The following is a 21,178-nucleotide window of genomic DNA, read 5'->3' on the forward strand; positions in this document are numbered from 1 at the left end:
AAGTACGATATGGAAGAGAAATTCGCTTTAAAAGAAATCAATTATTAACAATTTTTGGTTTTTATGGGTTGAATATAGAATTTTGACACATACAACCTAACCCGATCGCATGCAAGAATTTCATTATATAAGTAGCGAATTACTTGACCTACCAGAATTGCAGGATATTTTACGTCTTGGGAAGAAACTCAGACTTTCTGAAGAGGCTAGATTGAATATTGAAAAGTGCCGCGCTTATCTAGATAAAACGCTGGCAACACAGGATGAGCCAGTATATGGTATCAATACCGGATTTGGATCCCTTTGTAATGTAAAGATATCGAAAGATAATCTGACGAAGCTTCAAGAGAATCTGGTGATCTCTCACGCCTGTGGAATGGGCGATCGCGTACCTAAGATCATTGTAAAGTTGATGTTGTTGTTAAAGATCCAGTCCCTGAGCTATGGGCATTCTGGGGTACAACTTTTAACGGTAGAGCGGCTTATCGATTTTTATAATAACGATATTTTACCGGTCATCTACGAGCAGGGCTCTCTGGGAGCTTCTGGAGATCTGGCACCACTGGCGCATTTGGCATTGCCACTCTTAGGGAGAGGAGAGGTCTATTTTAATGGTGAGATCGTATCTTCTGAAAACGTACTTAAGACTTTTGATTGGAAACCCGTTCAATTGATGGCCAAAGAAGGCCTGGCTTTGCTGAACGGCACACAATTTATGAGTGCTTATGGCATATATGCTCTATTAAGGGCACATAAACTGTCGTATATGGCAGATATCATCGGAAGCATCTCTTTGGACGCCTATGATGGACGAATAGAACCTTTTAATGCGATGGTTCATTTGGTAAGGCCGCATCGGGGACAGGTAAAGACCGCGGAGCGAATCGAAAGGTTTTTAAAGGATAGTGAGCTTATTTCACAAGAAAAGAAGCATGTGCAAGACCCTTATTCGTTTAGATGCATCCCTCAGGTACATGGCGCCAGTAAGGACACCATTGTTTTTGCTCACAGGACGTTTAAGACGGAAATTAACTCCGTGACCGATAATCCCAATATTTTTATCGATGAGGACATGATCATCTCGGGTGGAAATTTTCACGGACAACCGTTGGCCTTGGCCTTGGATTATCTAGGTATCGCCTTGGCAGAACTTGGAAATATCTCGGAAAGACGAACGTTTCAATTGGTTTCTGGTCTAAGAGGCTTACCGGCATTTTTAGTCGATGATCCGGGATTGAATTCAGGATTTATGATTCCTCAATACACTGCTGCGAGCATCGTAAGTCAAAACAAACAACTGGCATCGCCAGCAAGCGTGGACAGCATTGTGTCGTCTAATGGACAAGAGGACCATGTGAGCATGGGAGCTAATGCTGCGACCAAAGTGTTTCGAATCGTTGACAACTTGGAACGGATCTTGGCCATTGAGCTCATGACGGCTTCACAAGCAATGTTCTTTAGACAACCACTAAAGAGTTCCCCTTTCTTAGAGGCTTTTCTAGCTACTTACCGCCAAGAAGTACCCTTTATCGCTGAGGATAAGGTATTACACGATGATATGGAAAAAACGGTGTCTTTCCTAGTGGAATTCATGATTGATTCGAGTGAGCTTTTTCACTCTTGATAATATGTTCGATCCATTCTTTTGCCTCATCGATCTCTTCAAAATATTCAAATTCGCGATCGAAGAACAACTTCTCAATATTGGCACTGAGCTTTTTCAATTCGCCAGAAGCGACGACAGCAATAGCGACCAAGTTGCTATTTTTGGCCGTATACTTGTAGACCGTCGGGTCTACCGAATAGGAATTGACGCGATTGGAAATATAGCCAAAGGGCCTTTTTGGAAAATGTGCGGAACAAATATCGAGAAGAATTTCGTTTAGCGCAGTGTCAAGATTGATGCCCTCGAATATTTCGGCAATTATATAATCGTCGAAGACCTTGATCTTTCCAAAACTTAGTGAATATTGTTTTATCATTGATTCGAGTCAAGTTGAGGATGAACAAAAGTGATGGAAGGCAATTGATGGATCGTGAGAGCTTGAAAAAATACAGTTACAACATGAAAATTGGGGATATCATCCATAGGACTCTTTCAATATTTCTTTGTGCCAATTGATCGCATCGGCTAAATTATCAAATATCTGCATCGGTCTTCCAAAGAAGCGCTGTTCTACATTAAAATTTTTCTTGTCGATTTGTTTTGAGGATACGATCGCTATTCCTTTCAGTTGTGTCAATTTCATTACCTCTATGTAATTGATAGGGTCGACCGCATAAGAATTTTTTCTATGCGTTATATATACAAAAGGTGTATTCTTGAAATGCAATTCAGCTGCTTTTATCAATTCACTGGCATTTTCCATATTCAAGGTAACCCCTTCGTCGATCTCCGCAATCATATAAGAGTCGCAAATGGTAAGTTTTCCTACGTTGAGATGATACGTTTTTAATATGGCTCCAATCTCTTTGGTCATAGTTAGTCGTTAGCAATCAATTAAAGTTAAACATTTATTTTAAAAAGTGGTCAAAAGTTTGTGGTGAATGTGATCCGCTTGGTAAAAGAGATATGGCATGTATAGCCATGACCCCCCATATAAGAATCATTAAATGTTTCTTCATGGATAGCTGTTGAGAATAATAAAGTGGGTGGGCGGAATTCTATGGCGCAAGCAAATATTGAAAATTGAGACCCACACTTCGACGAAGTGTGGGTCTCATGTATGTCTTGCTTTATACTATTAAGATTTCGTTGACTTTTCCTCTCGTTTAATTTCTATGGAGAGTTCTTCGCTGTCTTTTTTCAAGTCCATAAAGATGCTGTCGCCCTCTTGAAGTTTGGAGGTAATGATCTCCTCCGCAAGGGCATCTTCGATATACTTCTGAATGGCCCTTTTTAGTGGTCTTGCCCCATATTGCTTATCGAAGCCTTTGTCTGCAATAAATTCTTTCGCTTTTTTCGTCAACGAAAGATGATAGCCGATATCCTTAATTCGATTAAAGAGCTTATCTAATTCAATATCGATGATCTTATGAATGTCTTTTCGTTCTAAGGTGTTGAAAACAACTACATCGTCTACCCTATTGAGGAATTCCGGTGCAAAGGCCTTCTTCAATGCATTCTCGATCACACTTTTGGCGTATTCGTCTGCTTGGGCCTTCTTTGAAGAGGTACCAAAACCTACACCGCCGCCAAAATCCTTCAATTGACGTGCGCCGATGTTCGAGGTCATGATAATGATGGCATTTCTGAAGTCGATCTTTCTCCCCAAACTATCGGTGAGGTATCCATCATCTAATACCTGAAGTAACATGTTGAACACATCTGGGTGTGCTTTCTCTACTTCATCTAGCAATATCACGGCATATGGTTTCCTACGAACCTTTTCCGTTAACTGTCCTCCTTCTTCATAGCCTACATAGCCAGGAGGCGCGCCTATAAGCCTGGAGACTGAAAATTTCTCCATGTATTCGCTCATATCTATTCGGATAAGTGCATCTTCGGAGTCGAAGAGCTCTCTTGCCAGTACTTTCGCAAGCTGTGTCTTTCCAACACCCGTCTGTCCAAGAAATATGAAAGAACCTATGGGTTTGTTCGGGTCTTTCAATCCGGCACGATTCCGTTGTATGGCCTTGACTACTTTGGCCACGGCTTCATCTTGTCCAATGACCTTGCCTTTGATCAATTGTGGTAGTTCGGCAAGTTTATTGCTTTCGGTCTGTGCGATTCTGTTCACGGGAATCCCAGTCATCATAGAGACCACATCGGCTACATTGTCTTCTGAAACGATCTCTCGGTGTAGTTTCGATTCTTCCTCCCACTTCTCTTGTGCCGTTTGTAATTCTTTCTCAAGACGCTTCTCGTCATCTCTTAACTTGGCCGCTTCTTCATATTTTTGTTTCTTAACGACCACATTTTTAAGCTCCCTTACATCGTCTAGCCGCTTCTCTAATTCGAGGATCTGTTTTGGCACTTCCATATTGGTGATGTGAACACGCGACCCTGCTTCGTCCAACGCATCGATCGCTTTATCTGGCAAGAAACGATCTGTCATATACCGATTTGTAAGCTTTACGCAGGCCAAGATGGCTTCATCGGTATAATCCACATTGTGATGGTCCTCATATTTCTCCTTGATATTGTTCAATATTTCAATGGTTTCTTCAACGGTGGTAGGCTCTACCATCACTTTTTGAAAACGTCTTTCTAAGGCCCCATCTTTTTCTATATACTGTCTGTACTCGTCCAAAGTGGTTGCACCGATACATTGTATTTCTCCTCGCGCAAGCGCAGGCTTGAACATATTGGAAGCGTCCAAGCTACCAGTGGCACCTCCAGCACCGACAATCGTGTGTATCTCATCGATGAACAGAATGATATCGTCATTTTTCTCTAGCTCATTCATTACCGCCTTCATTCGTTCCTCAAATTGACCACGGTATTTGGTTCCAGCAACTAGACTAGCGAGGTCTAAGGTAACCACACGTTTACCATATAAGATGCGTGAAACTTTTTTCTTTACGATGCGCAACGCCAATCCTTCGGCAATTGCAGATTTACCAACACCTGGTTCTCCAATCAAAAGTGGGTTATTCTTTTTTCTTCGACTTAGGATCTGCGAGACACGTTCAATCTCTTTTTCCCGTCCTACGACAGGATCTAATTTACCGAGTTCGGCGAGCTCTGTCAGGTCTCTTCCGAAATTATCTAGAACTGGTGTTTTGGATTTTTTGTTGGATTTGGTATTACCTCCTGATGAGCTAAAAGGGTTTTCCTTTGAGCCCTCATCACCCATATTGCCCTCATCTGAGAAAGATTCGGCAGATGGGCCCTCTATATAATCATCTTCTTTGTTGGTCATATGCTTGAATTGCTCTTTTACATTATCATAATCGATCTTAAGCTTGTTTAGAAGCTTAGTGGTGGGGTCATTTTCGTTGCGCAGTATGCACAACAAAAGATGTGCTGTATTGATCGAGGCACTCTGAAATAATTTTGCCTCTAGGAATGTTGTCTTCAGCGCTCTTTCTGCCTGGCGGGTAAGATGTAAATTTTTCTTACTGTTGGTCGCGACTGCAATATTTGGATTCGCAGGACTCAGAATTTCGACCTTTCTTCTCAAGTGGTCGAGGTCGATCTCTAAAGAACTAAGGATGTTAATGGCTTTTCCGCTACCATCTCTAAGCAGCCCTAGCATGAGATGCTCCGTTCCGATAAAGTCATGGCCCAATCGCAAAGCCTCCTCCTTGCTATATGCTATTACATCTTTTACTCTTGGCGAAAAATTATCATCCATGGTAGATTTCTTTCTTCTATAAAATTAATAATTATGATTGTCAGGGGCAAAAACTATTCCGTTCTATAAGCTTGTCATAGCTAATAGACGAAAAAAACGTTCAATATCAAAAAAATTAACACCATTTTTTGTCAAAATCGCCCCAGTTGGAAATGTTGATAAATCCGTTTAAAAAACAATGCTGCACGGCCCTTCAAGATTGATATTTATTGTATATTGGCACGATTTATAAAATAACAAAAACATTAATATTTTTTGTATGGCTGAAGGAGAAAAGCTTATTCCTATAAACATTGAAGATGAAATGAAATCTGCCTACATCGATTATTCGATGTCGGTCATTGTGTCACGTGCTTTACCAGATGTTAGGGATGGTCTTAAACCTGTTCACCGAAGAGTGTTGTACGGTATGCACGAGTTAGGGGTAAAATCCAATAGTGCCTATAAGAAATCGGCTAGAATTGTTGGTGAGGTGCTAGGTAAATATCACCCTCATGGCGATACTTCGGTATATGATACGATGGTTCGTATGGCACAAGAGTGGAGCTTGCGATATATGTTGGTCGATGGACAAGGTAACTTTGGTTCGGTCGATGGTGACAGTCCAGCGGCAATGCGTTACACAGAAGCTAGAATGCGGAAGATATCTGAGGACATGTTGGCAGATATCGATAAAGAGACAGTAGACCATCAATTGAATTTTGATGATTCTTTAAAGGAACCTACGGTTTTGCCCACCAGGATTCCTGGGCTGCTGATCAACGGAGCTTCTGGGATCGCCGTAGGTATGGCGACCAATATGCCACCCCATAATTTGAGCGAGGTTGTTGATGGCACCATTGCCTATATCGACAATGATGAAATTGAAATTGAAGAGCTTATTCAGCATATCAAAGCTCCAGATTTCCCGACAGGGGGAATCATCTATGGTTATGACGGCGTCCGAGAGGCTTTCAAGACCGGCCGTGGGCGGGTGGTGATGCGTGCAAAGGCAAATATTGAGGAAGTCAAAGGAAGAGAATGTATCATTGTTACTGAGATCCCTTATCAGGTGAACAAAGCGAACATGATCAAGAAGACCGCCGATCTTATCAATGATAAGAAGATCGATGGTATCTCGTCCATTCGAGATGAATCTGATCGAAAGGGAATGCGCATCGTTTATGTCTTAAAACGCGATGCTATACCCAATATCGTACTTAATACGCTTTATAAGTACACGGAGCTTCAGTCATCCTTTAGTGTTAACAATATCGCACTGGTCAAAGGACGTCCGAAGTTGTTGAATCTTAAAGAGATGATTCATCATTTCGTAGAACATAGACATGAAGTGGTGACGCGAAGAACCACATACGAACTTCGCAAAGCAGAGGAAAGAGCACATATTTTAGAGGGATTGATCATCGCCTCGGATAATATCGATGAGGTGATTGCCTTGATACGAGCTTCGGCCAACGCCGAAGAGGCTCGAGAGAAACTCATCAAGCGCTTCAAACTTAGCGAGATTCAGGCAAAGGCAATTGTAGAAATGCGTCTGCGACAGCTTACTGGACTAGAGCAAGATAAGTTAAGGGCAGAGTACGATGATTTGATGAAGACCATCGAAGACCTGAAGGATATTTTGGCAAAGAAGGAGCGCAGAATGCAGATCATCAAAGATGAGTTGATCGAAGTGAAGGACAAATACGGAGATGAAAGACGCTCTACGATCGAGTATGCTGGGGGAGATTTTAGTATTGAGGACATGATTCCGGACGAAAAGGTGGTTATTACCATTTCGCATGCTGGTTATATCAAACGTACCTCGTTGGCAGAATATAAAACACAAAACAGAGGTGGTGTTGGTCAAAAAGCATCGACAACACGCGATCAGGATTTCTTGGAGCATCTTTTCGTTGGAACCAATCACCAATACATGTTGTTCTTTACTCAGAAAGGAAAGTGCTTTTGGATGCGCGTTTTTGAAATCCCCGAAGGAAGTAAAACCTCAAAAGGAAGGGCCATTCAAAACTTGATAAATATTGAGCAAGATGACAAGGTCAAAGCGTTTATTTGTACGCAAGACCTTAAGGATGAGACCTACATCAATGACCATTATGTGATCATGGCCACCAAAAAAGGTCAGGTTAAGAAAACATCATTGGAACAATATTCGCGACCAAGAGCAAATGGTATCAATGCCATAACTATCAAAGATGGTGACGAATTGTTAGAGGCCAAACTTACAACTGGGAATAGCCAAGTGATGTTGGCGTTGCGATCGGGTAAAGCGATTCGATTCGAGGAAGGCAAGACCCGTCCGATGGGAAGAAACGCTTCTGGTGTCAGAGGAATAACACTGGCCGATGATAAGGATGAGGTCGTAGGAATGATCTCTGTGAACGACATGGACAGCAATATTCTAGTAGTTTCTGAAAATGGCTATGGAAAACGCTCAAATTTAGATGATTACCGCATCACCAATCGAGGTGGTAAGGGAGTTAAAACCATCTCAGTTACAGAAAAAACTGGTAACTTAGTGGCTATAAAGAACGTAACGGATGCGGATGATCTGATGATCATCAACAAATCGGGCATTGCAATAAGAATGGCAGTTGAGGATCTTAGGGTTATGGGACGTGCTACACAGGGTGTAAAACTCATCAATCTTAAAGGTAAGGATAGTATCGCTGCAGTAGCAAAGGTGATGCACGATGAAGATGATGTAAAGGACATCAATGACATCGAGGTGATAGAAAATGGCACGGATGTTGCAAATGATGATTCAAACTCTGAAAATTAACACTTAACCCCGATTAAATATTTTAAAATGAAAAAGACAATTTTAATAGCATCAGCGCTCCTGTTAGGAACTTTTTCTTTTGCACAGAAAAAAGAATTGAAATCTGTGGAAAAAGCGCTTAAAAGTGGAAAAGCTGCTGAGGCTAGAACTACACTGGATGGTATTCAGGGAATGATAGATGGTGCCGATGACAAATACAAGGCGCAATATTACTTTCTCAAAGGAAAGACCATGAACAATCTCGGATCTTACAAAGAGGCGGTAAGCTCGCTTAAAGAAGCGATCGCTTTTGAAGAAAGTAAGGGCATGAACAAATATACGGGTGAGGCCAGAACAATCCTTAATGAAGTTGCTGGCAACCTTGTGAACTCTGCCATCGAAGATAACAAGTCGAAGAAATACGGTGAGGCTGCTGAAAAATTATATATGGCCTACGAGGTAGACACAAATAATCAAGATTATTTATACTATGCAGCATCCAGTGCGGTGAATGGTAGTGATTATGAGAAGGCCCTAGAATATTATTTAAAGTTGAAGGACCTCGGCTATACGGGAGTGGTAACAGAATACTATGCCACTGATGCCGCTACAGGGGAAAAGGCAAAATTTAATTCTGAAACAGAACGCGATCTGATGGTAAAGGCGAAAAGCCATGTAAAGCCTGAAAATATCGATAGCGAATCGCGTTTGCCTGAAATCGTAAAGAATATTGCATTGATATATTCACAGCAAGGAAAGGTAGAAGAGGCAATCGCTGCCGCGAAAGAAGCCAGAGAGTCAAATCCTGATGATATGGGCTTGTTGCTTACCGAGGCGAATCTTTATATCAAGCTCGATAAGAAAGACAAGTTCAAGGAGCTCATGACAGAAGCCGTTCAAAAGGACCCAAACAATCCTGATCTACATTATAACATTGGTGTGATCAGTATGCAGCAAGGTAATATGGAAGAAGCGCGCGCCACATTCCAAAAGGTTCTTTCGCTTAAACCATCTTATACCAATGCGGCACTTAACCTTTCAACTACCTACGTAGATGAAGGAAATGCCTTAATTGAGGAAATGAACAAATTAGGAAACTCCAGAGCGGATAATGCCAAGTACGACACCTTAAAGAAGAAAAAGGATAGTCTTTTTAGAAAAGGTGCTGATGTGCTAGAAGACTTAGTTGCCAATGGTCAAGGAAATAATGATATCTTGAATCAATTGAAAGGTATTTATGGGGCCTTGGGTGACAATGAGAACTTCATGAGAGTGAAAAAGATGATTCAGGAATAAGAACTATAAAACTGAAACAAATGAAAAAGACCGCTTTTTGGCGGTCTTTTTCATTGATGATAATTTCTGGTCTAATGAACTCTATAGTATCAGTCGATGATCTTTTTTATCACTCGAAGCTGATGGGAATGTCTTCGAGTATCCACGTTGAAAATGCCAGTGTGGTCAATTCTATCGATGCGTACTTTGCCATGCGCATGGATGATATAATTGTTCTCCATAATGATTCCTACGTGAATGATATTGCCTTCGTCATTGTCAAAAAACGCCAAGTCGCCAGGGGTACTCTCTTCGATGAAACTCAATGCTTCGCCTTGTGTTGCTTGCTGTGACGCATCTCGTAACAATTTGAAGCCATTTAATTTATAAACCATTTGGGTGAAGCCAGAGCAGTCGATTCCAAATGGGGTCTTACCTCCCCATTGGTAGGGAGCGTTGAGATACATAAAGGCCGTTTCAATAAGGGCTTCTCTATTCTTTTCACCGCTTGTTTGAGGTCCGTCGAACCGATGTCCCAGATAGCTGGTGTTATGCACTGAGGCCCCCAAGGGGATGGGCGAAAGTCTTCCATCGGTATCCGTGATCAGTTGCAGCACATCGGGCGAGAGTATTAATTCTTTCTTGTCGATCTCCTTGTAAGATTCCTCATCAAGTTCTAAATATTGCTTGTTATCTACCCAACCTTCATACTTGTCGAAGGCCAAACGAATTCTGCTCCATTTTTTACGTCGTTCCAATACTTTGAAATGCTCACCATAGAGCACTTGCGAAACTTGTTCGCTGGTGTCTTTTGGTTCCAATCGTAAAGAAATAATACTAAGGTTGCAGATTCCGTATTGCATCTGGGGCGAGCTTCTATTGTTGCTTAATTTCTCGCTAAGACCATGGCCGATGCTCCGCCACCGCCATTACAGATGGCCGCAGCACCAAGTTTGGCGTCATTTTGCTGAAGCACACTTAATAAGGTGATCAAAATTCGCACTCCCGAACATCCCAACGGATGCCCTAGCGATACCGCACCTCCATTAACATTGACATTTTTATCGGTAAGTCCAAGCAACTTCATATTGGCCAATCCAACTACCGAAAAGGCCTCGTTGAATTCAAAGAAATCGATGGCGTCGATGTCGAGATTTGCTTTTGCCAATGCCTTTGGTAAGGCTTTAGCCGGAGCTGTTGTGAACCATTTTGGTTCGTGCGCAGCATCTGCATAACTTTTGATCGTGGCCAAGGGTTTTAATCCGAGTTCCTTAGCTTTTTCCTCACTCATAAGGATCATAGCACCAGCTCCATCGTTGATGGTTGATGCATTCGCAGCGGTAACGGTTCCTTCTTTGGTAAAAGCTGGTCGTAAGGATGGTATCTTTTCCATCTTTACATTCTTAAATTCTTCATCCTCATTCACCACTATAGGTTCTCCTCTTCGTTGGGGAACTTCTACAGGCACAATTTCGTCATTGAATTTCCCTTCTTTCCAAGCTGCCGCCGATCGTTTATACGATTGGATGGCAAAGGCGTCTTGATCTTCTCGGGAAAACTCATATTTTTCAGCGCATGCATCCGCACAGACACCCATGGCGTTATTGTCATAGACATCGACCAGTCCGTCTTTCTGCATTCCATCTTCCATGGTGACTGGCCCGAATTTCGCGGCGGTGCGAGCGTGATAGTAGTGCGGTATAAGACTCATGTTCTCCATACCTCCAGCGACGATGATATCAGCATCACCCAGCATGATGGCTTGGGCCCCCTGCATCACGGCCTTCATTCCCGATGCGCACACCTTGTTCACCGTGGTACATGGCACGGTATCAGGAATTCCTGCATAAATTGCAGCCTGTCTTGCAGGGGCTTGCCCGGTTCCAGCTTGAACTACATTACCCATCAGCACCTCTTGTACCATTGCTGGGTCTAGTTTTATTTTGTCTAATGCGCCTTTGATAGCGATGGCTCCTAGCTTAGGAGCCGGTATGGTAGATAGCGCACCCATAAAGCTCCCGATAGGAGTTCTTGCAGTGGATACGATCACAACTTTTCTGCTCATGATTCAAAATTTCATTTATTGATGCGAATTTAGGTATTTTTAAAACAAAAAGGGCTTTTATGTTAATTTAACAAGGAGGCAGTGCAATCATTTTTTTAATGCTATTTTTGAACGATCAATCGTGATAGATGAAACAAATTGTTAGACAATTTTATAAAAATCAATCGCTTCTATATAAGCTATTCTTATATGTGGCCTCGACGGTGCTCATCGTATACTTCTTTCCAAAGGGTGGGAAGTTCAAGTATGAGTTTCAGAAAGGAAAGCCTTGGCAATATGAGACGTTGGTGGCACCCTTTGATTTTGCCATTGAAAAACCTGAGGAAGAACTAGAGGAGGAGCGGACCGCTGTGATCGACAACGCGAGGCAGTATTACGATTTTGACCTGGACATCTATAATCGGGTCAAAGAATCATTACCCGCCAGTTTTGAAAGGTTCTTCTCAGGTGATGAACAGCCTAAAGGATTTAAGAAGAAGGAGCTTAAGGCCTTTGCAGACAAATTACTTGATCAGATCTATGAAAACGGGATCCTTCCTAGAAATGTCGTCAATGAGGGAAGTGCGATTGTTACATTGATCAAGGATAAGCAGAGCAATGAGATACATTTTGATCGATTTTTAACGCCCAATGAGGTAAGGAGCTTTATTAGGGTGCGGTCTAGAGGAACCAAGTTTGAACCATTGGCAGACCAGTACTATAATATGTTCTTTGATATTCTTCAACCGAACGTTACCTTAAATAAAAAGTTTACCGAGCAGGAGCTTCAGCAGCGATTGCTAAATATATCCTATACCAGGGGAAGTATCGTTAGAGGAGAACGTATCATCGCCAAAGGAGAGGTCGTAGAAGGCGAGAAATTCAACGTACTCAATTCTTTAAAGAACGAATACGAGTCACAACTGTGGAGCGAGTCCAACCAAAATTGGATCGTTTTTGGTTATACGATCTTGGTGGCATTGACATTGTTGATGCTTTTGTTATTCCTTCGAAAGTATCGTGCTTCGATCTATGAGGATAATAACAAGGTTACTTTCATCTTTTTCAACATCATCTTCATGGTGTTCCTCACAACCTTGGTTGTAAAATACGATATTGGGTTGTTGGTCAAGTATAAAGTGAATTATGTCTATATCGTGCCGTTGTGTATCCTTCCCTTGATCATCAAAGCATTTTTCGATGCCCGGTTGGGATTGTTTACACATGTGCTCACCCTCTTGCTGTTAGGGTTTATAGTGCCAAATAGTTTCGAGTATATTTTCCTTCAGATCATCGCCGGAATTGTCACGATTCTTACCGTATCGGAATTATATAAGCGCGCGAATCTCTTTATATCTGTCGGACAGATAACTTTGATATACATCATCAGTTATTTTGCCTTTTACATCATCCATGAGGGAAATTTGTCCAATATAGAATGGATGACCTTTGGGTTGTTCGTTATCAATGGTCTCGCAACCTTATTTGCCCAACCGTTGATATACATTTATGAGAAAATATTTGGTTTGGTCTCCGATGTATCGCTTTTAGAGCTTTCCGATACCAATTCGAAGTTATTGAAAGAGTTGTCCAATAAGGCCCCTGGCACCTTTCATCATTCGTTACAAGTGGCCAATTTGGCTGAAGCAGCGGCCAACGAAATAGGGGCGAATGCGATGCTTGTGAGAGTGGGGGCGTTGTACCACGATATCGGCAAGATGAACAATCCGACCTATTTCACCGAAAATCAAGCCACCTCGGTGAATCCTCACAACGAATTGGCTCCGACCGAGAGCGCCCGAATAATTATCGATCACGTGATTGAAGGTATCAAGATCGCGAAGCGGAATAATTTGCCAGATCGTGTTATCGATTTTATAAGGACGCACCATGGGACGACCACGGTGTATTATTTCTACAAGCAGCAAGAGGGAATGGAAGAAGGGGTTAATATCGAAGACTTTAGATATCCCGGACCGATACCATTCTCCAAGGAAACGGCTATCCTGATGATGAGCGATGCGGTAGAAGCAGCTTCCAAGAGCTTAAAGGAGCCTACAGCTTCGGTCATTGACACCTTTGTAGAACAGATCATCGATGGGCAAATGGGAAATAAACAATTTCTAAATGCGAATATAACGTTTAAGGAAATTCAGCAGATAAAGAAGGTGTTGAAGCGCAAGCTGAATAATATTTATCACTTGCGAATAGAGTATCCGGAATGATGGATAACTTTGGATTTCAAGATAATAGGATGCGCACTACTTTTTTGCGATAAAAAGCCATAAATTTGTTGCGTTGTATCGTATGAAAACATACATTTGCAACCGCAAAATCAGATAGCGAAGTTCATTTAAATATTTAGGAGAGGTGGCAGAGTGGTAATGCAGCAGCCTGCTAAGCTGTCAACCTTCGGGTTGCCCGGGTTCGAATCCCGGTCTCTCCGCCTGCGTCGGCCGAAACCCTTTAGGTGTAGGCCGACTTTTTAATAAGCCGAACTTCGGCGGATAGATCCGCCTTTCAGGAGTTGGTATTTGAAATATTGATCATTCACACCATTCGGGGTGTAGTACCGCAACAAGTGCGGCACAGGCTCCGCCCGTCATCGGGCTACTAGGTTTTGGAGTAGTTATTGAAACTTAGTATTTGGTATTTGACATATTGTTTTATTTACACCATTCGGGGTGTAGCGTAGCCCGGTCATCGCGCCTGCTTTGGGAGCAGGAGGTCGCAGGTTCGAATCCTGCCACCCCGACCAACAAAAGCCAGACACACTGTGTCTGGCTTTTTTGTTTTCAGCGATGCAAGCTCGCTTGCAAGCGCATGGAAAACAAAAAAGACACCAAGCGCAGCTTGGTAGGCTTTTATTGAGCAACACAACCCTTTTCAGGATCAGGAGCGAAGCGAGTAATCTTGCCACCCCGACGATATATGCTACACATACATATGTTTGGCTTTTCTTGTTTTTCTTCGATACTGTTTTTATAACTGACTTTGCTTAAATGATATAGCTTTGCAATAGACGCTTAGGTCATTTTATAGTGCTTCAATGGTAATTCTCTTAGCATTTTTGCAGCTTGTTCGGCAGTGATATCGCGCTGTGGATTGGCAAGCATCTCATATCCGACCATAAACTTCTTAACTGTGGCCGAACGCAAAAGCGGAGGGTAGAAACTCATATGTAAATGCCATTCAGGATGAAGTTTGCCGTCTGTTGGGGCCTGGTGTATGCCTGCGGAATACGCAAAGGAGGTCTGAAACAAATTGTCGTACATGACAGTGAGCTTTTTATAAGCATCTGCAAAAGCTTGCTTTTCGGCATCATTTAATTCTAAAAGACTTGTAATGTGACGTTTGCTCAGGATCATAGCCTCAAAAGGCCAAATGGCCCAAAAGGGTATCAATACTACAAAATGCTCGTTCTGAAGAAGTATTCTCTCTTGCTTCTGCAACTCTCTTTCCAAATAATCAGAGAGAAGCGACCTATTGTGCCTTTGAAAGTATTCTAAAAATTGTCTGGATTTTTTCCTTGGTTCTACAGGGATTGATTCTTGTGCCCATATCTGCCCGTGGGGGTGTGGGTTAGAACACCCCATGATGGCTCCTTTGTTTTCAAAGATCTGAACGTGATTTATATAGTCTCGCTTTCCGAGCGCTCGGTATTCTGAGACCCAAAGCTCCACTACCTTAGTTATTGCCGCAATGTCCATTTCGGGAATAGTGAGGTCGTGACGCGGAGAAAAGCAAATTACTTTGCATATTCCTCTTTCACTTTTAGCGATAAAAAGATCGTCTTCCTGAAATTTTCCTATAGGAATATCTGCCCGCAGGGCTGCAAAATCATTCGTGAAGGAATAAGTATCGCTGTAGGCTGGATTTTCTTCCCCATTGGCTCTAGTGTTTCCTGGACACAAATAACAATTTGGATCATACTTTGCTCTTACCTCTTGCACAACCTTTTCTATCTGTCCCTGCCAAGGACGTTTTGAACGATGTGGTGATACCTGCACCCATTCTCCCGTCAGTGGATTATAGCGGCGATGTGAATGTTCTTCTAAATTGAATTGTCCCATGGTCTCAAGGCTTTAAAAGATGTGTGCCGTTCACTAATTCTACTTCATAGCATTCGAGTTCAATCTGATACTGCTCCTTGTACTTTGTACTTAGTTGATCGATCAGGCGCGGTTTTGCTGTTCTTTTGATCAAATTAATTGTACATCCACCGAATCCGCCTCCCATCATTCGCGACCCTAAAACATCGGGATCTTCTTTTACCTGGTTCACTAAAAAATCGAGTTCTTTACAGCTGACCTCATATTTTTCGGATAAGCCTCTATGGGATTCGAATAATAGCGCTCCGAATGAAGCCAAGTTACGTTGCTTAAGTAGCTGAGTCGCTTTTTGCACTCTTTGATTCTCTTCAATTACATAAGAACAGCGTTTGAAAATAGTATCTGTGATCGATGCCTTAATGGCGTCCATCATTGTTAAGGTGGCATCCCTTAGACTGTTCACTTTGGGATATTTTTTTTGTAAGGCAGCTACTCCGATCTCACAAGAGGACCTGCGCTCATTGTAGGATGATTCTGCTAGGGAATGTTTTACTTTTGAGTTGCACAGAAGTATTTGATATTCTAAAAAGAACAAAGGAAAATACGAATAGGACAAAGATCTACAATCCAACCGAATGACATGATTCTTTTTTCCTTTGATACTAGCAAATTGATCCATGATACCACAACGTACACCAACGAAATTATGTTCAGCCATTTGTCCCACTTTCGCAATGTCGATCTTTTTCAAACCTAAATCAAAAAGCACATTCAGTACGAATCCAATACCACACTCCAATGCCGCCGAGGAAGACAGACCCGATCCAATGGGAATATCGCCACCAAAGACAACATCAAACCCCTGAATTTTCGGATTGGTCTTTTTTAGTTCGACCAAAACACCTAATATGTAATTAGCCCAATTAGCTGACATTGGTTCTATCTGACTTATAGCTGCACTCGCTTCTTCATCAAAATCGTAAGAGTACATTCTGACACGCTGCAGATCATTCTTTTCAAATGCCATGTAAATTCCCTTATTGATGGCTCCAGGCATTACGAGGCCCTCATTATAGTCGGTATGTTCTCCGATAAGATTGATTCTTCCTGGTGAAAATAACAGTCTGGGACCGGTTCCATATCGCTTTTTGAATATAGTTATCAAACTTGAAATCAAATTCTGTGAATAGATCATCAATCCTTGCTATTGTGAGTTATTAAATCTACGGTGGTCACAGTTCTGAAACCTAAGTGTTCTGATCCTGTATCGTAACTTGTAGCCATTCGTGCAGAGATCCGATAGCTGGCGCAATAGGAATCGTGACATAAAAATGAACCACCGCGAATCACTTTCTCTTTGGCAAGTGGATTTGTTCGGTTTTTTGGTTTTTCTGGTCCCTTTGGATTGTCAATAGGTTGGCGACCCGTCAACGCTTTATAATGGTCATAACTATACCAATCTTGGGTCCATTCCCATACATTTCCGGTCATGTCATACAATCCATAGGCATTGGAGGGATACGATTTTACGGGAGCGGCTCTTTCATAGCCGTCTTCCTTTGTATTTCGTGTAGGGAACACTCCTTGCCAGGTATTGGCATTTTGTGTAAGTAGGCTTGCATCGTTTCCCCATGTGAAAATGGCATCTTTAGTACCTCCTCTGGCAGCAAATTCCCATTCAGCTTCTGTAGGTAATCGTCGGTTTGCCCATTTACAATAGGCAGATGCATCATCATAAGATATATGTACCACCGGATAATTCTCTTTTCCTTCGATGCTACTTCCCTTACCTTCGGGATGTCTCCAGCTTGCTCCAATTTTCCACTGCCACCATTGTGAATAATCGTTTAAGTTATTTACTGCATGATGTGCGCATTTAAAGGATAGCGATCCCGGTTTCAATAATGAATCAGGGGGCTTTGGAGTTCCAGCAGGCAATTGTTTCTTTAACTCTTCCCAATCGACCTCCCGCTCGGCGGTAGTGATATACCCGGTTGCATCAACAAATTGCTGGAATTGTCTATTGGTCACTTCGGTGACGTCCATAAAAAAGCCGTCTACCTTTACGGCATGTCTTGGCTTTTCATCGTTTCTGGCAGAGGAATCTCCTTCAACGGCCCCACGGTAATACTCGCCACCGGGTATCCAAACCATTCCTTCTGGTGTGCCCATCTCAACATTGCGTTTTCCATGAGCATTTTTTGGTGAAGGCACTTCCTCCTTATTGTTTTCGCAGGAAATAAGGATCATCAATATTATGCAAAGCAGGTTTCTCATTACTCTATGTTCACGCTTGAAAATAAATATAAATAAATATCAGCAGGATTCTTATTGAGACTATAATTTGGTGCGTTTGGCTCAACCAATAAGCGCTTAGCAACTTCTATAGAACTTCGACCATAAAATGGAAGATAACGGCGGCAGACAAGGTTGTATCTAGATCAGCAACTTCGTCCATAGACTATTATCTTGTTGGTAACGAAAAGCGTTTGGTGATTTTAGGCCTATCGATCGGTCGTATCATGTAGCTGTAGCTGTAATCTTTAGCAGGAACTCTAAACTCTTCATGTGGCAAGGCATTCATAGACCAACTATCATCACCACCCACGCCCATCTGTTTGTGATCGATGTTCAAGGTGATGAAGTTTCTCTTCTCAAGGTCATACGTGTGTAGTGCACCTTCAATGTCTTCCGTTGTGTAGGGCCAGGCACTCACACTAAGATGATCATCTACACCGGCAACATACAATCCTTTTCCTTGATCATTGGTCAATGTAAACCACCGTACTTGAGTCTTATTGCTACTTTCTTGTGGGCGTATGTACGATTGGTAGTCGGATGATACAGATGCCGTAAATAAACCGATGTCCGCTCCTTTTTTTCGATCCTCATAATTCTCATGTGGGCCATGACCCAACCACTGAAACACGTCTAGATCTTTAGCCAATTGCACTTGCATTCCGAACTTAGGAAGTATTGGCAAGTTGGCGTCGTCCACAACCGAAAAGGTATTTTGGACTTTGATCATACCATCGCTGAAAATAATATAATTCAAGTCGAGTAGTGCGCTACCATCAGCTATTATATAACTACTCATAACATGATACTGCTGCTCGTTAATTTTTTTAACGTCAAATGATTTCAACGCTTTCTTTTTACCTGCATCTCTCCAAATGGCAAGTTTCTTAAGAGTTCTTCCACCACCTCGGTCATTATCGGTGGAGGGCCTCCAGAATTGTGGGGTCAGCCCACCTGTGATCAGAGGCGTCTTTTTATAGATATATGACGTCAATTCACCAGTTCTTTTATCGAAGACAACAGAGAAGTTATTGGTAGAAAACCGTATTTCAGAAACCAGATCGTCGCTTTTTAGTTTAGCTTTGGATCTGTTGTTGTATGCTGGTGCTTCCAAATTGTAAGGAAGCTTAAATTGTTGTGAGGCCACCTCATGGCCTCGCGGTGCCCACATGCTGTTGTTCTTATATCGAAATCCAATCCGGAGAAAGTATTCAGCTCCTGGCTCGAGGCGCGGTTTCTTTATGGGAAGTGTTGTTTTTTTTGTAGACTTTGGTTCGATATTTAGATCGATGAGATTTCCTTGCTGAATGGTTTTTCCATCTTCCTGAAGTTCCCATGCCATTTCAAATTCGTTCAAATTCGTAAAGTTATGTCTGTTTTCAATCTCAAAGGTAGCCTCTTCAAGATCGGCGGCTTTGACTTCTATTGGTTGAAAGATCTTCTTGCATTCCCAAAGGGCTGGCTGCGGAGTTCTATCAGGGTTTACAATGCCATTTAGACAAAAGTTCTTATCGTTGATCTTCGTATCGCCCATATCACCTCCGTAAGCATAGTATGGTGTGCCATCGTCTGTCTTTTGAAGCAATCCTTGGTCTACCCAATCCCAGATATAGCCACCGATCATGCGCTTGTTGGATCTTATAGCATCCCAAAACTTGAAGAGATTTCCCGTAGAGTTTCCCATAGAATGTGCATATTCACACCAAATAACCGCACGGTTGTCACTTTCTAAGTTCGCCATTTTTACCATTGGTTCAATTGGCATGTACATCCTACTCATCATATCCACATAATCGGGGTCCTTCAAAAATTCTTTACCATCATGGTTTAAGGTCTGCGCTCCTTCATAATGCACGAATCTTGTATCGTCATAGTTCTTTATCCAACCTGCCATTGCCTGATGATTGGGCCCTGAACCCGACTCATTACCCAACGACCAAAAAATGATAGAAGGATGATTTTTATCTCGCTCTACCATTCTAGTGGCTCTTTCTAAAAAGGAACTACCCCAAGCGGATTGGTTGCTCAAATATCCTCCAAGCTGATGTGTCTCTAAGTTGGCTTCGTCCATCAAATAGATACCATATTGGTCGCATAGTTCATACCATCGCGGATCGTTAGGGTAGTGCGAAGTGCGCACGGCATTGATGTTAAATTGTTTCATTGTAACAATATCCTTGATCATGAGATCTTCACTGATGACTTTACCTTTGACAGGATCGTGGTCATGACGATTGACTCCATACAGCAAGGTAGAAACACCATTTACAAAAAGTTCCCCATCTTTAATTTCCACTTCTCTGAAGCCAACTCGTGTACTTCTGTATTCTAGGATTTTACCTTTATCGTCTTTTAGATAAAGGACCAAGGTGTATAAGTTGGGTTTCTCAGCACTCCATTTTTTTGGGTTGGCAATATTCGCTTCAAAGAATCCAAATTTTGGTTTTCCTCTTTGATTGTAATATTCGTAAATTATGTTATTCAGGTCTTTGGATAATTTATCTTTCAGGACGGCATTTCCGGTCTCATCAAACAGTTGTGCTTCCAATTTCCAACCGTCAAAATTTTGATGCTCATAAATTTTTATCTTCGGACGTATTTTCAACTGTGCATCTCTGTACACCTCATCCAAGTCGGTCTTGACGAAGAAGTCATACAGTTGCACTTTTGGGGAAGCGGTGATAAATACATCGCGCTGAATACCGCTTAACCGCCAATGGTCTTGGTCTTCTAGATAGACGCCGTCGCTCCAGCGATACACTTGGACGGCCACGGTATTTTCACCAGGACGAATAAATGGGGTGATATCAAATTCGGATGGAAGCATACTGTCTTGAGCATACCCGACCTTCTTACCATTGACCCAAACATAAAATGCCGAACTAACGCTGCCAAACTGTAAGGTGATCTGCATATCTTTCCAATCTTCTGGAACCTCGAAGGTCGTTCGGTAGCTTCCTGTAGGATTGTCATCATCAGGGACATAAGGTGGATTAACAGGGGTAAATGGATATCTTATATTGGTATAAATGGCCGTTCCATATCCGTGTAACTCCCAATTAGAGGGTACAGGGATCGTTTTCCAATTGGAATCGTCGTAATCAGTGCTATAAAATTCTTTTGGCGCTTTTTCAGGAATGGGTGCCCAAGAAAATTTCCACTCACCATTCAAAGACTGGTAGCGTTTAGATGATTTTCTATCGGCAAGCAGTGCCGCCTTTTCCGATTCATAGGAGATAGAAGTTGCCCTAGATGGCAGTCTGTTGATCGAGCTAACTTGAGGGTCTTCAATATGCGAAAGCTCAGGGTCTTGAAAACTTAATGCTTCACAGCTAAGAAATATAGTTGATAGGAATAAAATTTGTCGAAAGTACATAAGTCATTTCTTTTGTGAACACTAAATTATGGTAGATAATGCTGATATTTATCCTGTACTCTCCTGTATGCG

13 protein-coding genes and 2 tRNA genes are annotated in these 21,178 nt (G+C 42.1%); 6 read left to right on the top strand and 9 right to left on the bottom strand.

Translation table 11 applies throughout. The features are described from left to right. Window positions 1-109 precede the first annotated feature (109 nt). Window positions 110-1,624, top strand: a complete 1,515-nt coding sequence (gene hutH, locus ACFQ1M_RS04195) for a histidine ammonia-lyase (RefSeq protein WP_386404335.1) — start codon at window positions 110-112, stop codon at window positions 1,622-1,624. On the opposite strand, the gene ACFQ1M_RS04200 is transcribed toward hutH, so the two are convergent. The 3 genes from ACFQ1M_RS04200 to ACFQ1M_RS04210 form a co-directional block, all read right to left on the bottom strand. Next, window positions 1,590-1,982, bottom strand: a complete 393-nt coding sequence (locus ACFQ1M_RS04200; protein ID WP_386404338.1) for a SpoIIAA family protein — start codon at window positions 1,980-1,982, stop codon at window positions 1,590-1,592. The genes hutH and ACFQ1M_RS04200 overlap by 35 nt on opposite strands. Before the next feature lie 99 nt (window positions 1,983-2,081). Continuing rightward, on the bottom strand, window positions 2,082-2,480 hold the full coding sequence (locus tag ACFQ1M_RS04205) for an STAS/SEC14 domain-containing protein (RefSeq protein ID WP_386404341.1): 399 nt from the start codon (window positions 2,478-2,480) through the stop codon (window positions 2,082-2,084). Window positions 2,481-2,744: 264 nt separating this feature from the next. Further along, window positions 2,745-5,300 (bottom strand): ATP-dependent Clp protease ATP-binding subunit, encoded by a 2,556-nt coding sequence (locus tag ACFQ1M_RS04210; RefSeq protein WP_386404344.1) that lies wholly within the window; start codon window positions 5,298-5,300, stop codon window positions 2,745-2,747. 259 nt (window positions 5,301-5,559) lie between these two features. Between ACFQ1M_RS04210 and gyrA the strand changes: the two genes are divergently transcribed. Both gyrA and ACFQ1M_RS04220 read left to right on the top strand, forming a co-directional pair. Further along, window positions 5,560-8,082: a DNA gyrase subunit A gene (gene gyrA / locus ACFQ1M_RS04215; protein WP_386404347.1), complete on the top strand. Its 2,523-nt coding sequence runs from the start codon at window positions 5,560-5,562 to the stop codon at window positions 8,080-8,082. 27 nt (window positions 8,083-8,109) lie between these two features. Next, a complete protein-coding gene (locus tag ACFQ1M_RS04220) occupies window positions 8,110-9,357 on the top strand; it encodes a tetratricopeptide repeat protein (protein ID WP_386404350.1) in 1,248 nt (415 codons plus the stop codon). 89 nt (window positions 9,358-9,446) lie between these two features. Here ACFQ1M_RS04220 and ACFQ1M_RS04225 read toward each other — a convergent pair whose 3' ends face one another. Beyond that, the gene (locus ACFQ1M_RS04225; protein ID WP_386404353.1) at window positions 9,447-10,199 is read right to left on the bottom strand and encodes a C40 family peptidase; all 753 of its coding nucleotides are present in this window, start codon (window positions 10,197-10,199) and stop codon (window positions 9,447-9,449) included. Between the two features lie 23 nt (window positions 10,200-10,222). Further along, window positions 10,223-11,401, bottom strand: coding sequence for an acetyl-CoA C-acyltransferase (locus ACFQ1M_RS04230; protein WP_386404356.1), 1,179 nt, complete (start codon window positions 11,399-11,401; stop codon window positions 10,223-10,225). Window positions 11,402-11,529: 128 nt separating this feature from the next. Here ACFQ1M_RS04230 and ACFQ1M_RS04235 point away from each other — a divergent pair, with 128 nt between their 5' ends. From ACFQ1M_RS04235 to ACFQ1M_RS04245, 3 genes are all read left to right on the top strand, one after another. Beyond that, window positions 11,530-13,605: an HD family phosphohydrolase gene (locus ACFQ1M_RS04235; protein WP_386404359.1), complete on the top strand. Its 2,076-nt coding sequence runs from the start codon at window positions 11,530-11,532 to the stop codon at window positions 13,603-13,605. Window positions 13,606-13,744: 139 nt separating this feature from the next. Next, window positions 13,745-13,826, top strand: a tRNA-Ser gene (locus tag ACFQ1M_RS04240). Between the two features lie 234 nt (window positions 13,827-14,060). After that, window positions 14,061-14,138 (top strand) — tRNA-Pro (locus tag ACFQ1M_RS04245). A 268-nt stretch (window positions 14,139-14,406) separates the two neighbouring features. Here the strand turns inward: ACFQ1M_RS04245 and ACFQ1M_RS04250 are convergent. From ACFQ1M_RS04250 to ACFQ1M_RS04265, 4 genes are all read right to left on the bottom strand, one after another. Further along, entirely contained in the window at window positions 14,407-15,453 is a 1,047-nt protein-coding gene (locus ACFQ1M_RS04250; protein WP_386404362.1) for a UDP-glucose--hexose-1-phosphate uridylyltransferase, read from the bottom strand. Between the two features lie 4 nt (window positions 15,454-15,457). Further along, complete coding sequence (locus tag ACFQ1M_RS04255; RefSeq protein WP_386404365.1) at window positions 15,458-16,597, bottom strand: galactokinase; 1,140 nt, start codon at window positions 16,595-16,597, stop codon at window positions 15,458-15,460. 29 nt (window positions 16,598-16,626) lie between these two features. Beyond that, the gene (locus tag ACFQ1M_RS04260) at window positions 16,627-17,709 is read right to left on the bottom strand and encodes a formylglycine-generating enzyme family protein (RefSeq protein ID WP_386404368.1); all 1,083 of its coding nucleotides are present in this window, start codon (window positions 17,707-17,709) and stop codon (window positions 16,627-16,629) included. A 187-nt stretch (window positions 17,710-17,896) separates the two neighbouring features. Continuing rightward, entirely contained in the window at window positions 17,897-21,106 is a 3,210-nt protein-coding gene (locus ACFQ1M_RS04265; protein WP_386404371.1) for a glycoside hydrolase family 2 TIM barrel-domain containing protein, read from the bottom strand. Between the last annotated feature and the right edge of the window lie 72 nt (window positions 21,107-21,178).

Source organism: Sungkyunkwania multivorans, assembly GCF_042675645.1.
Classification (GTDB): Bacteria; Bacteroidota; Bacteroidia; order Flavobacteriales; family Flavobacteriaceae; genus Sungkyunkwania; species Sungkyunkwania multivorans.

Bases quoted from the DNA above. Each gene is read 5' to 3' on its own strand.
- hutH (WP_386404335.1), top strand. From the start codon at position 110: ATGCAAGAATTTCATTATATAAGTAGCGAATTACTTGACCTACCAGAA.
- ACFQ1M_RS04200 (WP_386404338.1), bottom strand. From the start codon at position 1,982: ATGATAAAACAATATTCACTAAGTTTTGGAAAGATCAAGGTCTTCGAC.
- ACFQ1M_RS04205 (WP_386404341.1), bottom strand. From the start codon at position 2,480: ATGACCAAAGAGATTGGAGCCATATTAAAAACGTATCATCTCAACGTA.
- ACFQ1M_RS04210 (WP_386404344.1), bottom strand. From the start codon at position 5,300: ATGGATGATAATTTTTCGCCAAGAGTAAAAGATGTAATAGCATATAGC.
- gyrA (WP_386404347.1), top strand. From the start codon at position 5,560: ATGGCTGAAGGAGAAAAGCTTATTCCTATAAACATTGAAGATGAAATG.
- ACFQ1M_RS04220 (WP_386404350.1), top strand. From the start codon at position 8,110: ATGAAAAAGACAATTTTAATAGCATCAGCGCTCCTGTTAGGAACTTTT.
- ACFQ1M_RS04225 (WP_386404353.1), bottom strand. From the start codon at position 10,199: ATGCAATACGGAATCTGCAACCTTAGTATTATTTCTTTACGATTGGAA.
- ACFQ1M_RS04230 (WP_386404356.1), bottom strand. From the start codon at position 11,401: ATGAGCAGAAAAGTTGTGATCGTATCCACTGCAAGAACTCCTATCGGG.
- ACFQ1M_RS04235 (WP_386404359.1), top strand. From the start codon at position 11,530: ATGAAACAAATTGTTAGACAATTTTATAAAAATCAATCGCTTCTATAT.
- ACFQ1M_RS04250 (WP_386404362.1), bottom strand. From the start codon at position 15,453: ATGGGACAATTCAATTTAGAAGAACATTCACATCGCCGCTATAATCCA.
- ACFQ1M_RS04260 (WP_386404368.1), bottom strand. From the start codon at position 17,709: ATGAGAAACCTGCTTTGCATAATATTGATGATCCTTATTTCCTGCGAA.
- ACFQ1M_RS04265 (WP_386404371.1), bottom strand. From the start codon at position 21,106: ATGTACTTTCGACAAATTTTATTCCTATCAACTATATTTCTTAGCTGT.